We start from the raw sequence: 12,708 nt of genomic DNA on the forward strand, positions 1-12,708 counted from the left end.
ATGAAACTGATCACTTCCAAGGACAACCCGGTCTTCAAGGATTTGAAGCAACTGGCCACCAGCAGCCAGGCCCGCCGCCGCGCCGGCCAGAGCCTGCTGGATGGCGTGCATCTGGCGCAGGCGTGGCTGCAGCATCGCGGCGCGCCGCAGGTGTGCGTGGTGGCCGAGAGCGCCCAGTATCACCCGGAAGTAGCGCCCATCCTGGCGCAATGTGAAGCTTTGCACGCGCAATGCCTAGTGCTGGCTGACAAGCTGTATGACGCCATCAGTACCGTGGAGAACGGCGTGGGCTTGCTGTTGCTGGTGAGCACGCCCGAGCCGGTGGCCCCGGCGCAATTGAAGGAATCGGCGGTGCTCCTCGATGGTCTGCAGGATCCGGGCAATCTCGGCTCCATTCTGCGCAGCGCCGCTGCGGCAGGCGTGAAGCAGGTGTTCTGTTCACCCGGCACCGCAGCGGCCTGGTCGCCCAAGGTGCTGCGGGCCGGCATGGGCGCGCATTTCGTGCTGGACATCTTCGAGAATGCCGACCTGGTCGCCCTGTGCGCCGCCAGCCGCATCCCCTTGCTGGCTACCAGCTCGCACGCGGCCCAGACCATTTACGATTGCGACCTCTCCGGTCCGCTGGCCTGGCTGCTGGGGCATGAAGGGCAGGGCGTGTCGCCGGCCTTGCAGGATGCGGCCACCCATGAAGTGGTGATCCCGCACTTGGGCGAGATGGAATCGCTCAACGTGGCGGCGGCAGCGGCGGTCTGCCTGTTCGAACAACTGCGCCAGCGTACCGTCGGGCGCTGAGGGTGGAGCGCATCATGGCTGCCTTTGTCCCCGCCGATCTGGCCGCCATGGCCGATTACTTCCTCGGGGAATGGATCTTCAGCCGCACTATCTGGGAAGGCAGCGAAAGCCCTCAAGCTACGGCGTCAGGTGAACTAAGTTTCACTAGAGGCGAGACGCCGGGCCAGTTGGTCTACCGCGAGCAGGGCCAGTTGCGCATGACCAGCGCGCCCGGCAGGTTGATTCCGTTTTCCCGCGTCTTTGACTATCGCTTCGGCCCGGACCGCCTCTGCGTGCTGTTCGCTGACGGCGAGCGTGTCGGCCAGCCTTATCAGGACTATCTGTTGCGTGGACAGGAACTGATACCGGCCGCCGATCACCTGTGCGGCCCGGACTGCTATACCGCGGTTTATACAGCCCATGGTGAAGACTCCTTCACCATGGAAACCACCATCAACGGCCCGAAGAAGCGCACCCGCGTGCGCACTGAATTTTCACGCCGACAGTCGGTCAGCGCGTCTCCAGCTTGATCTCCTGCAGGATGGTGGCGGCGATTTCCTCGATGGACTTGGTGGTCGACGACATCCAGCGTATCCCTTCGCGGCGCATCATCTTCTCGGCCTCATTGATTTCATAGCGGCAATTTTCCAGCGCGGCGTACTTGCTGCCGGGACGGCGTTCATTGCGCACTTCCGAGAGGCGTTCGGCGGCGATGGTCAGGCCGAAGATCTTCTTCTTGTGCAGCACCAGCCCGCTGGGCAGCTTTTCGCGTTCGAAGTCTTCCGGGATCAGCGGATAGTTGGCGCACTTGATCCCGAACTGCATGGCCAGGTACAGGCTGGTCGGGGTCTTGCCCGAGCGCGACACGCCCACCAGGATCACGTCGGCTTCCGACAGGTTCTTGTTGGACTGGCCGTCATCGTGTGCCAGTGAGAAATTGATGGCCTCGATGCGGTTGCGATATTCCTCGGAATCGGTGGTGTTGTGGCTGCGGCCGATGGTGTGGGTGGACTTCATCTCCAGTTCCTGCTCCAGCGGCTCCACGAAGGTCTGGAACAGGTCCATGTGCATGGCCTTGGCGCGCCGGATCACCGAGGACAGTTCCGATTTCACCAGAGTGGAGAAGACGATGGGCAGCTTGCCATCCACCGCATAGGCTTCATTGATCTTGCGGGTGGCGTCGTGGGCCTTTTCCAGGGTATCGATGAAGGGCAGGCGGATCTGCTTGAAACGCAGCTCGAACTGGCTCAGCACCGAATGCCCGAAGGTCTCCGCAGTGATCCCGGTACCGTCGGAGACGAAGAACACGGTGCGGTTGGCGGCCACGACGGGGGAAGGGTGCGGGATCGGCATGGGGTCGAGCATTTAGTTGTCTTTTGGAAAATAGAAAAAGTATTGGGTGCTACGAACAAAAATGATTTCACGCGGTACAATGCTTGGCAACAATTTCGAGAAGCCCATCTTGATGACCGTCATGTCGCTGCGCAATTTGCCTGAATTCCTGATGATGTTTGCAATGGCAAACGTCGTCGGTGTGGCTGCGCGCCTGATGCTGTCCTTGGGCTGGTCCTCGAAGCCGCACCTGCTGCCGCAACCGTCGCAGAATAACAAAAATAAACCGACCCATGCCGCGCCCGCGAAGATTTCTTATCATCAAGCTAGGGGTTGTCATGTCCAACGCAGTAAACACCCAGGGGGCGGTATACGTAGCCTCCTTTGAAACTCTTCGCATGACGGACGTCGAGTCCGTCGGTGGCAAAAACGCATCGCTGGGAGAAATGATTTCCCAGCTGGCCGGCGCGGGTGTACGCGTGCCGGGCGGTTTCGCCACGACTGCGCAAGCTTTCCGTGATTTCCTGGAGCACAGCGCCGATGGCGGCCCGACCCTGGCCGCCCGCATTGCCCAGCGCCTCGAAGGCCTGGACATCGACGACGTGCGTTCGCTGGCGCAAGCCGGTGCCGAGATCCGTCAATGGATCATCGAGACCCCGTTCCAGCCCCGCCTGGACCAGGAAATCCGTGCCTTCTACGACAAGCTGGTGGCCGATTCGACCGCCGAGATGTCCTTCGCCGTGCGTTCCTCCGCCACCGCAGAAGACCTGCCTGACGCGTCCTTCGCCGGCCAGCAGGAAACCTTCCTGAACGTGGTCGGCATCGACAACGTGCTCGAAGCGATGAAGCACGTCTTCGCCTCGCTCTACAACGACCGCGCGATCTCCTATCGCGTCCACAAGGGCTTTACCCACGCGGAGGTGGCCCTGTCGGCCGGCGTGCAGCGCATGGTCCGTTCGGACGTGGGCGCGGCGGGCGTGATGTTCACCATCGATACCGAATCCGGCTTCAAGGATGTGGTCTTCATCACCTCCAGCTATGGCCTGGGTGAGACCGTGGTGCAGGGTGCCGTGAACCCCGACGAATACTACGTCCACAAGCCCATGCTGGAACTGGGCAAGCAGCCGGTGATCCGCCGCAACCTGGGTTCCAAGCTGATCAAGATGGAATTCACCGGCGAAGCCAAGGCCGGCCGTTCGGTCAAGACCGTGGATGTGCCGGTGGAACTGCGCAACCGCTATTCCCTGACCGACGCCGAAGTGGTGGAACTGGCCAAGTACGCCACCATCATCGAGAAGCACTACCAGCGTCCGATGGACATCGAATGGGGCAAGGACGGCCGCGACGGCAAGCTCTACATCCTGCAGGCCCGTCCGGAAACGGTGAAGTCGCAGCAGAAGGCGACCGATGCGCAACAGCGCTTCAAGCTCAAGAGCTCGGGCACCGTGCTGGCTACCGGCCGTGCCATCGGCCAGAAGATTGGTGCCGGTCCGGTGCGCGTCATCAGCGATCCGGCTGAAATGGAACGCGTGCAACCCGGCGACGTGCTGGTGGCTGACATGACCGACCCCAACTGGGAACCGGTCATGAAGCGTGCCTCGGCCATCGTCACCAACCGTGGTGGCCGTACCTGTCACGCCGCCATCATCGCCCGTGAGTTGGGCGTGCCGGCCGTGGTCGGCTGCGGCGACGCCACCGAAGTGCTCAAGGATGGCACCCTGGTGACGGTCTCCTGCGCCGAAGGCGACGAAGGCAAGATCTATGATGGCCTGCTGGAAACCGAAGTGACCGAAGTGGCCCGTGGCGAACTGCCGCCGATCCCGCTGAAGGTGATGATGAACGTGGGCAACCCGCAGCTGGCTTTCGACTTCCAGTCGATCCCCAACGGCGGTGTCGGCCTGGCGCGTCTGGAATTCATCATCAACAACAACATCGGCGTGCACCCCAAGGCCATTCTGGAATATCCGAACATCGACGCCGACCTGAAGAAGGCCGTCGAATCGGTCGCCCGTGGCCATGCCTCGCCCAAGGCCTTCTACGTCGACAAGCTGGCTGAAGGCATCGCCACCATCGCTGCGGCCTTCTGGCCCAAGCCGGTGATCGTGCGCCTGTCGGACTTCAAGTCCAACGAGTACAAGAAGCTGATCGGCGGTTCGCGCTACGAGCCGGACGAAGAAAACCCGATGCTGGGCTTCCGTGGTGCCGCGCGTTACCTGGCCCACGACTTCGCCGAAGCCTTCCAGATGGAATGCCAGGCCATGAAGCGCGTGCGTGAAGACATGGGCCTGACCAACGTCGAGGTAATGGTGCCCTTCGTGCGTACCCTGGGCCAGGCCGAGAAGGTCATTGGTCTGCTGGGCAAGTATGGCCTGAAGCGTGGCGAGAACGGCCTGCGCGTCATCATGATGTGCGAAGTCCCGTCCAATGCCATCCTGGCTGAGCAGTTCCTGGAACACTTCGACGGCTTCTCCATCGGTTCCAACGACCTGACCCAGCTGACCCTGGGCCTGGACCGCGATTCCGGCATGGAACTGCTGGCCGCCGACTTCGACGAGCGCGATCCGGCCGTGCAGGCCTTGCTGACCAAGGTCATCGCTACCTGCCGCGAAAAGGGCAAGTACGTCGGTATCTGCGGCCAGGGTCCTTCGGACCATCCGGACTTCGCCGAATGGCTGATGGAGCAGGGCATCGAGTCCATCTCGCTGAATCCCGATACCGTCATCGACACCTGGCAGCAGCTGGCCAAGAAGTGATGAAGCTTTAAGCGTCACTCACGACCAACTTCGAAAGAAGTGAAAGGCGCGGGCAGAAATGTCCGCGCCTTTATTTTTAGGTTCTCAAGCTGCGGTAGACTTGCGCTGTTTGCAGTTTCATTCACGGGGAATCAACAATGACCGACTGGGCTATCTGGCTGGTGCTGGCCGGCGCGCTGCTGGGTGCAGAACTCTTCACAGGCACCTTTTACCTGCTCATGATCGCGCTGGGACTGGTGGCCGGTGCGGTCGCCGCCTGGTGCGGCTTGATGCTGGAATGGCAGTTGCTGGTGGCCGCCGTGGTCGGCGTGGCGGCGGTGCTCGGTCTGCGCCGCAGCCCGTATGGCCGGCTGCGGCGCAGCAGCGCCAACGACGATCCCAATCTCTTGCTCGATATCGGCCAGAGCGTCGAGGTCCCGGCCTGGCAGGTGCACGGCAACCAGTTCATGGCGCGCGTACCTTATCGCGGTGCGCAGTGGGATGTCGAGCTGCTGCCCGGCCATCATGCCAGTCCCGGCAGCTTCGTCATCCGTGAAATCCGTGGCAGCCGCTTGCTGGTTGCGCCGCGTTGATCGGCGTCTTCACTTCTTCCCCCCTCTCGTTTTCAGGAGAATTTCATGCTGGGTAGCGTCACTCTGGTCATCTTCTTCCTTGCCATTGTCTTCGTCGTGCAGACGGTCAAGGTGGTCCCGCAGCAGCATGCCTGGGTGGTCGAGCGCCTGGGCAAATACCACGCCACGCTGGCCCCTGGCCTGAACATCGTGGTGCCCTTCATCGACCGCGTGGCCTACAAGCACATCCTCAAGGAAATCCCGCTGGACGTGCCGCCCCAGGTCTGCATTACCAAGGACAACACGCAATTGCAGGTCGACGGCATCCTGTATTTCCAGATCACCGACCCGATGCGCGCGTCCTACGGCTCCTCCAACTACATCGCGGCGATCACCCAGCTGGCGCAGACCACGCTGCGCTCGGTGATCGGCAAGATGGAACTGGACAAGACCTTCGAGGAACGCGACCACATCAACACCGCCATCGTCAGCGCCATCGATGAATCGGCCGAGAACTGGGGCGTGAAGGTGCTGCGCTATGAAATCAAGGACCTGACCCCGCCCAAGGAAATCCTGCACGCCATGCAGGCCCAGATCACCGCCGAACGCGAAAAGCGCGCCCTGATCGCTGCCTCCGAGGGTCGCAAGCAGGAACAGATCAACATCGCCACCGGTGAGCGCGAAGCCGCGATTGCCCGTTCCGAAGGCGAGAAGCAGGCCTCCATCAACCGTGCCGAGGGCCAGGCTGCGGCCATCCTCGCCATCGCCGAAGCCAGTGCCGAGGCGATCCGCAAGACCGCCGCCGCCATCGAGCAGCCGGGTGGTTCGGATGCGGTCAACCTGAAGGTCGCCGAGCAGTACGTGGATGCCTTCGGCAAGCTGGCCAAGACCAATAACTCCATCATCGTGCCGGCCAACCTGGCGGACATGAGCGGGCTGATCGCCTCGGCCCTGCAAGTCGTCAAGCAGCAGAAGTAAGCCATGCATTCACGTTTCACGTCCGTTTTTGCATGCAAACCGCTGGCTGCACTGATGGCGGCGGGCCTGATGCTCGCTTCCGTTTCCGTGCTGGCGCAGGAAAGCCCCGACATGGCCGCCGTGGCCGAACGCGTCGACCAGCAGATGACGCAATTGCTCGGTCAATATCCCGTGCCCGGTGCCAGCATCGCCATCGCCTATCAAGGCAAGCTGGTTTACCAGCGTGGCTACGGCATGGCGGTGACCGAATCGAATACGCCGGTCACGCCGCTGACGCGTTTTCGGATCGGCAGCGTCTCCAAGCCGGTCACGGCGGTGGCGGTGCTGAAGCTGTTCGAGAAGGAGCTGCCGCAGGTCCTGGATCGTCCCGTGTTCGGTCCGGAAGGATTGCTGCCGGACGCCGCCTATCCTGACTTTGCCCAGCCCCTGGACCAGCGTGTCCTGAAGATCACCTTGCGCGAGCTGTTGCAGCACACCAGCGGCTGGGGTGGCAGCGATTACGATCCGCAATACGACCTGGTCAACATCGCCAAGGCGCGCCAGGTAGCCGCACCGGCCTCGGCGCGCGACGTGATCGCCTACGTGCTCAAGCAGCGCCTGCTGGATGCAGCGCCTGGGACGGAGTATTTCTACAGCAATTTTGCCTACAACGTCCTGGGACGCCTGGTGGAGCAGAAGTCCGGCATGTCTTATGAAGAGGCGTTGCAGGCACTGGTCTTCAAGCCCGCTGCGGTGGAGGACGCCGCCATCGCCGGTGACCGCCGCATCGAGCGCGCCGCCAACGAGACCGTCTACTACGACGATCCACGCTGGCCCGCTGTGGCCGATCGCGATGGCAGTGGCGCCACCGGTCCGGAATCCTATTCGGCCCTGCATTTCAAGGCCATGGATGCCACTGCGGGCTGGATCGCCACGGCGGCCGACCTGGTACGCTTTGCCGATGCGACGCAGGGACGGGGCGTTGCTGCGTTGCTGCAACCGCAGACGCTGGCACTGATGAAGCAGCGCAATCCCGCACAGGCCGAGAACAACTATGGCCTGGGCTGGGTGGTGACCCGCAGCAATGGGGTGGAGATCCTCTCCCACAGCGGCGCCCTCACCACCGGTACGTACGCCTACCTGCAATCGCGCGCCGATGGCTGGACCTGGGCAGTGCTGATGAACCGCCTGCCGATTCCTTATCCACCCGAGCAGGGCGTGAGCGAGTTGCAGGCCTTCCAGGTGGCGGTGCAGCGCGGGTTGATGAATGCCATCGTCAATCCGGCCGCGGTGCCTTCTGCTGCACAATAATTCATACAGCAAACGCCCATTGAAAAGCCCCGCCCGGCGTGAAACCGGACGGGGCTTGGTCTTGGTGAATATCGTTCATATCGTGCTTGTCGCCCGCGAGGCGGCGCTCAGATCTCGGCAGTGTCTCCGCGTGCCGGCTCATCGGCCATGAAGGGCAGGGTGATGTCCACCCGCAAGCCACCGTCGCTGCGATTGGCGGCGCGGATGAAGCCCTGGTGCGCTTCGACGATGCGCCGTGCAATCGAGAGCCCCAGTCCGTGGCCGGCGCTGTTGCTCTTGGTGCGGCTGCTGCGGAAGAACAGCTCGAAGATGCTGTCCATTTCTTCTTCCGGTACACCCGGTCCGCGATCCAGGATGGACAGGTGCAGCAGCTTGTTGACCTCGTCGATCTCGGCCACGAATTGCACGGCCGTCTCGGGTGCCGTGTGCTTGATGGCATTGCGCAGCACGTTCTCGATGGCGCGATAGAGCAATTCCGGATTGCCCTTGACCTGCACCCGGCAATCGATGCGGCTTTCCACCCGCTTGCCCAGCGCCTCGGCCTCGAAGCTGGCGTCATTGGTCATGTCGGCCAGCATGGCCTGGATGGCGATAGCTTCTTCCATCGAACCGGGCACGTTGGCTTCCAGCCGCGACAAGGTCAGCAATTCGCCCACCAGCTTGTCCATGCGCACGCTTTCGCGTTCGATGCGTTCCAGGGTCAGTTCCAGCTTGTCCTTGTCCTGCACGCGTGCCAGGCCGATGGCCATCTGCAGGCGCGCAATCGGCGAGCGCAGCTCGTGCGAGACATCGTGCAACAGGCGGCGCTGGCTTTCCATCAGGGTACGCAACTTGGCCGTCATGGCGTCGAAGTCGCGTCCCAGGTCGGCCAGTTCATCGTTGCGCGCGCTCATGACCGGTTCCAGCGCCTGGTCCAGATTGCCGTTGGCGGCCTGGTTGAAGGCATTCTTGAGGTGCCGGATCGGATGCGAGAAATACCAGGCCAGCAGCAACGCAAACACCAGACTGGCCACCAGCGCCACGGCAATCGGCATGGTCGGGAAGAACAGCGGCTTGGGTCCGCCCCTGTCCTTCATGTAACGCGGCTCGCGGCCCGGCATGCCGCCCGGGGGCGGGCCGAACTCGTCGTTGGGCGTGGGAATGAACATCAGGTAGCTGTGGCCATTGGCGGCCTTGACCAGTTCCACCACCCGGCGATCGCGTTCGGTGGCCAGCACGCGGCGCGCCTGTTCCACCAGATGCGGCGAGACTTCGCGGCCCATCAGGTCCTGGTTGTCTTCATCCACGGCATACAGCTGCAGGCGATGCGGGCGCCCCTCGTTGATCAGGCTGCGCAAGGCTTCCGGGCCGCCGAACTGCAGGGTGGCGGCGGCCGCGCGGATCATGAAGGAGGCCGGTGGACTGAGGTCGATCTCCGAATTGCGGTTGCTGCGTTCCAGGTTCTCGATCCAGAACAGCACGCCCACGCCGAAGGTGGCGGTGATCTGGGCGATCGCAATGAAGAAGAAGAACTTCCAGAAAAGCCGGCCCACTTTATTCCTTGATGAACTGGTAGCCCAGGCGGTAGACGGTCTGGATGCAGCTCTTGTCGCTGCCCAGCGCGGCGATCTTCTGGCGGATGCTGGAGAGGTGGACGTCGATGTTGCGGTCGAAGCGCGCCAGCGGACGGCCCAGGCCTTGCTCCGACAGGGTCTGCTTGCTGACCGGCTTGCCGGCATTGCGGGCCAGCACTTCAAGCAGGTTGAATTCGCTGCTGGTCAGTTCCAGCGGACGGCCGTTCCAGGTGGCACGGCGCTGTTCCGGCCACATCGACAGGGCCCCCACGGCCAGCGGCGAATAGGGCGCCTGCTCGCTGCTTTCGGCCGAGGCGCGACGCAGGATGGCACGGATGCGGGCAGCGATCTCGCGCGGCGTGCAGGGCTTGGGGACGTAGTCGTCGGCACCGAGTTCCAGACCGATGATGCGGTCGGTGTCATCGCCCTTGGCGGTCAGCATCACGACCGGCATGTTGCTCTTGGCGCGGATGCGGCGCAGGGTGTCGACACCGTTCAGGCGCGGCATCATCACGTCCAGCACGGCGATGGCGTACTGGCCGGTGAGCGCCTCGGCGGCACCGGCTTCGCCGTCATGGGCGACGTTGACTTCGAATTTTTCCTGCTCCAGGTATTCCTTGAGCATCTCGACGAGCTCCACGTCATCGTCGATCAAAAGCACTTTAGACATTGCTGCATTCCATTCTCGAATTGCCCTGCCTTCAGGCCGCAGGGCGTCGGCAGCCCGTAATATGCCGTAAAAGGTTTTGCAGAAGTGTTTCAGGCCTTCTTTACAATTGCATCTTTACATTCATTTACCGCGGCCGGCCGCCGCCTGTCAAAGTGCGAGAACTCGCATTTTTCTTGCTTTCCATTCATCAGTGCCTGACGGCAACCCGCACCGGGCCTGGCTGGGGCGCTGAGGCCGGACGAGCGCGCTTAACAAGACTTTACTCGGCTTTACGCAGCAGGCATCAACTTAACACGTCTTGATGACCGATACTTTTGGCATGTACAAGGGAGCGATGCACGGGGCATCGCGCACAATAAAAGGAGTCCGTCATGGCCATCAGCAGCGTGTCGTCCAGCAATTTCAGTCTTGCCGATCTGTCGGCGTTGTCCGGAACCAGCGGTTTTTCGACCAGCGCCACGCCGCGCATGGATGCGCCGCCACCGCCGCCGCCGCGTGGTGACAAGGGCGGGGGCCTCATCGGGGCGCTCAAGGATATCCTGTCCGCGCTGGGCGTCGATCTCGACAGCTCGGCCACCAGCGCCACTTCGGTCACGTCGGCGACCACCACTTCCTCCAGCAGCAGCATCTCGTCGGCCAACGTCGATTCCAAGCTCGATGCCTTCCTGCAGGAATTGATGGCGGCTCTGAAGGGCCAGAACAATCCGCCGCCGGGACCGCCCCCGGCCAGCTCCACGTCTTCCTCGGACAGCAGCACCAGCAGCGTATCGGCCACCAGCGATACCAGCAGCACGAGCAGCACGAGCAGTACCACCAGTTCAACCAGTACTGATACCACCGCACGCGCCTACACACCGGGCGGCCGTCCGCCGCCACCGGGAGGAGGGCTGGAGGCGGATCTCCAGAGCCTCATTTCCAGCCTCTCCGGCAGCAGCGGCGGCACTGATGCAGGCTCAGGAGACGGCACCGTCTCCTCGCTGGAAAGTGCGTTCAGCAACCTCCTCAGTTCCTTGGGCGCGTCGTCATCCACGACCTCGCTCTCGAGCTTCCTGCAAAGCCTGCAGAGCAAGCTGGCCGCAGGCAAGACCACCGGCAACCTGATCGATACCACGGCGTGACGGGAAGGGCCGTGCCCGGGCCGGCAGCCATGCTAAGCTGCCGGCCATGAATGCTCCCGACCCCGCCACCCTGGCTGGCATCATGGGCCTGATGTGCGAGGCCATCGCCCTGCGCGGTGCAGGCCAGCCTGCCGCCGCCCTGGCCGCTCTCGATCAGGCCCTGCGACTCGATGCCGGCTTCCTGCCCGTGCTCATGCAGCGTGCCAGCCTGTTGCAGGAAACCGGCGATCTTCCTGCCGCGGCCGCTGCCTACCAAGCCTGCCTCGATCTGCTGCCCGATTACGACGAAGCCCGTGTGGCGCATCGTGCCGTCTTGCTGCAATGGGCCGATGCGCTCCAAGCGCGGCTGCTGCAGGAGGGCGCAAGGCCTGTCGATCAGCGGGTGTTGCTGGCGCGCTTGTACCACCAGCTGGACCAGCCTCATGCGGCCTTGTCCGCCATCGAGCCTGCCCTCCCGCTGCCTGCGCTGGAGGACCAGGCCCTGCATGCCGATATCCTGCTGCGGCTGAATCGCCATGAAGAGGCCTTGCGCTGCTATCCCGACGACGCGGCCGAGGATGATGCGCGCGCCCTGATCGCCTTCAATCGGGCCGACATCCTGCGTCGCATGGGCCGGATCGAGGCGGCTCAAGCCGGATATGAAGAAGCCTTGCGCTGGCATGCCGACTTTCCGCAAGCCCAGGTGGGGCGTGCGCATATGTTGCTCACGCGCGGGGACTTCGCCGAAGCTTGGCGAGAACATGAAGCGCGCTTCCGGATTCCGGAATTGGCCCGGCGCGCCATCGCCACGTCCAGCCCGTCCTGGCAGCACGGTGAGTCGCTCAGTGGCAAACACATCCTGCTGTGGTCTGAACAAGGGCAGGGCGATTGCCTGCAATTTGCTCGCTATCTGCCGCTGGTGGCAGCGCAGGCGGCGCAGGTCACCCTGTGTGCGCCGGCGGGCTTGGTGGCAGTGCTCGCGCCGTCCTTTGCGCAGGTTCGCTGCGTGGCGCATGTCAGTGAAGCCGGTCCGCATGATTGTCACGCTTCCTTGCTCAGTCTTCCGTATTTGCTGGATCTGCCTCATCCGAGCCAGGCTCCGGCCGCGCCTTACCTGAATGTGGATCCGATCCGCCTTCAGCAATGGCAGCAGCGTCTGGCCGAGACAGCGGCGGCTTCACCGCGCCGTCCGCGCATCGGCCTGGCCTGGGCCGGTCGCCAGTACGCCACGCCGCACCCCAGTCGCGACGTGCCACTGGCCGAGTGGCTACCTTTGTTTGAGTTGCCGGTAGAGGTGGTCTGCCTGCAAGTCGAGATCCCGCTGGCCGATCAGGGCGTACATCAGGAGCTGTCTGGCCGGCTCTGCACCTTCCCGCTGGCGGACTGGGCCGATTCGGCAGCGCTGGCCTGTGCGCTGGATCTGGTCATCAGCGTCGATACCGCCGTGGTGCACCTGGCCGGGGCGTTAGGCTTGCCGTGCTTCCTGCCGCAGCGGCTGGAGGGCGAGTGGCGCTGGGGCGTGCAGGGCGAGCAGACTGCCTGGTATCCCTCGGTGAGGCTGTTCCGCCAGCAGCAGCGGGGGCAGTGGGGCAGTGTGGTGCAAGAAATCGTCACCGCTTGCCGTGAACGGTTTGAGGGTTGGGCGTAAGCGCGCTGCAAGCGGACATGAAAACGGCTGCACAAGGCAGCCGTGGTCGCAGTCAAGGAGAGGCA

General features: G+C 63.2%; 12 protein-coding genes. 9 read left to right on the forward strand and 3 right to left on the reverse strand.

From position 1 onward, the window contains the following. Positions 1-792, forward strand: a complete 792-nt coding sequence (locus tag JOD78_RS01585) for an RNA methyltransferase (RefSeq protein ID WP_134135304.1) — start codon at positions 1-3, stop codon at positions 790-792. A gap of 14 nt (positions 793-806) precedes the next feature. Continuing rightward, positions 807-1,301, forward strand: a complete 495-nt coding sequence (locus JOD78_RS01590; protein ID WP_121040006.1) for a DUF6314 family protein — start codon at positions 807-809, stop codon at positions 1,299-1,301. Here JOD78_RS01590 and JOD78_RS01595 read toward each other — a convergent pair. Beyond that, the gene (locus JOD78_RS01595; protein ID WP_039788257.1) at positions 1,282-2,136 is read right to left on the reverse strand and encodes a pyruvate, water dikinase regulatory protein; all 855 of its coding nucleotides are present in this window, start codon (positions 2,134-2,136) and stop codon (positions 1,282-1,284) included. The genes JOD78_RS01590 and JOD78_RS01595 overlap by 20 nt on opposite strands. Positions 2,137-2,203: 67 nt before the next feature. Between JOD78_RS01595 and JOD78_RS01600 the strand changes: the two genes are divergently transcribed. The 5 genes from JOD78_RS01600 (at position 2,204) to JOD78_RS01620 (ending at position 7,675) form a co-directional block, all read left to right on the forward strand. After that, the gene (locus JOD78_RS01600) at positions 2,204-2,491 is read left to right on the forward strand and encodes a hypothetical protein (RefSeq protein ID WP_245201942.1); all 288 of its coding nucleotides are present in this window, start codon (positions 2,204-2,206) and stop codon (positions 2,489-2,491) included. A gap of 10 nt (positions 2,492-2,501) precedes the next feature. Further along, on the forward strand, positions 2,502-4,856 hold the full coding sequence (ppsA, locus tag JOD78_RS01605) for a phosphoenolpyruvate synthase (RefSeq protein WP_240733890.1): 2,355 nt from the start codon (positions 2,502-2,504) through the stop codon (positions 4,854-4,856). 137 nt (positions 4,857-4,993) lie between these two features. Continuing rightward, on the forward strand, positions 4,994-5,428 hold the full coding sequence (locus JOD78_RS01610; protein WP_121040012.1) for an NfeD family protein: 435 nt from the start codon (positions 4,994-4,996) through the stop codon (positions 5,426-5,428). A 45-nt stretch (positions 5,429-5,473) separates the two neighbouring features. Further along, positions 5,474-6,385, forward strand: coding sequence for a stomatin-like protein (locus JOD78_RS01615; protein WP_034336986.1), 912 nt, complete (start codon positions 5,474-5,476; stop codon positions 6,383-6,385). Positions 6,386-6,454: 69 nt separating this feature from the next. Further along, complete coding sequence (locus JOD78_RS01620; protein WP_227022629.1) at positions 6,455-7,675, forward strand: serine hydrolase domain-containing protein; 1,221 nt, start codon at positions 6,455-6,457, stop codon at positions 7,673-7,675. 107 nt (positions 7,676-7,782) lie between these two features. On the opposite strand, the gene JOD78_RS01625 is transcribed toward JOD78_RS01620, so the two are convergent. Further along, positions 7,783-9,207: an ATP-binding protein gene (locus tag JOD78_RS01625; RefSeq protein WP_039788249.1), complete on the reverse strand. Its 1,425-nt coding sequence runs from the start codon at positions 9,205-9,207 to the stop codon at positions 7,783-7,785. A 1-nt stretch (position 9,208) separates the two neighbouring features. Beyond that, positions 9,209-9,898, reverse strand: a complete 690-nt coding sequence (locus tag JOD78_RS01630; RefSeq protein WP_039788247.1) for a response regulator transcription factor — start codon at positions 9,896-9,898, stop codon at positions 9,209-9,211. Positions 9,899-10,269: 371 nt separating this feature from the next. Between JOD78_RS01630 and JOD78_RS01635 the strand changes: the two genes are divergently transcribed. Together JOD78_RS01635 and JOD78_RS01640 are read left to right on the forward strand one after the other, a co-directional pair. Then, positions 10,270-11,016 carry a hypothetical protein gene (locus tag JOD78_RS01635; RefSeq protein WP_209569045.1) on the forward strand — a complete coding sequence of 249 codons (747 nt, stop codon included), beginning with the start codon at positions 10,270-10,272 and terminating at the stop codon, positions 11,014-11,016. 46 nt (positions 11,017-11,062) lie between these two features. Next, a complete protein-coding gene (locus tag JOD78_RS01640; RefSeq protein WP_121040020.1) occupies positions 11,063-12,643 on the forward strand; it encodes a tetratricopeptide repeat-containing glycosyltransferase family protein in 1,581 nt (526 codons plus the stop codon). The last annotated feature ends 65 nt before the right edge of the window (positions 12,644-12,708 follow it).

This window comes from Herbaspirillum sp. 1130 (assembly GCF_017833835.1).
Classification (GTDB): domain Bacteria; phylum Pseudomonadota; class Gammaproteobacteria; order Burkholderiales; family Burkholderiaceae_D; genus Herbaspirillum; species Herbaspirillum huttiense.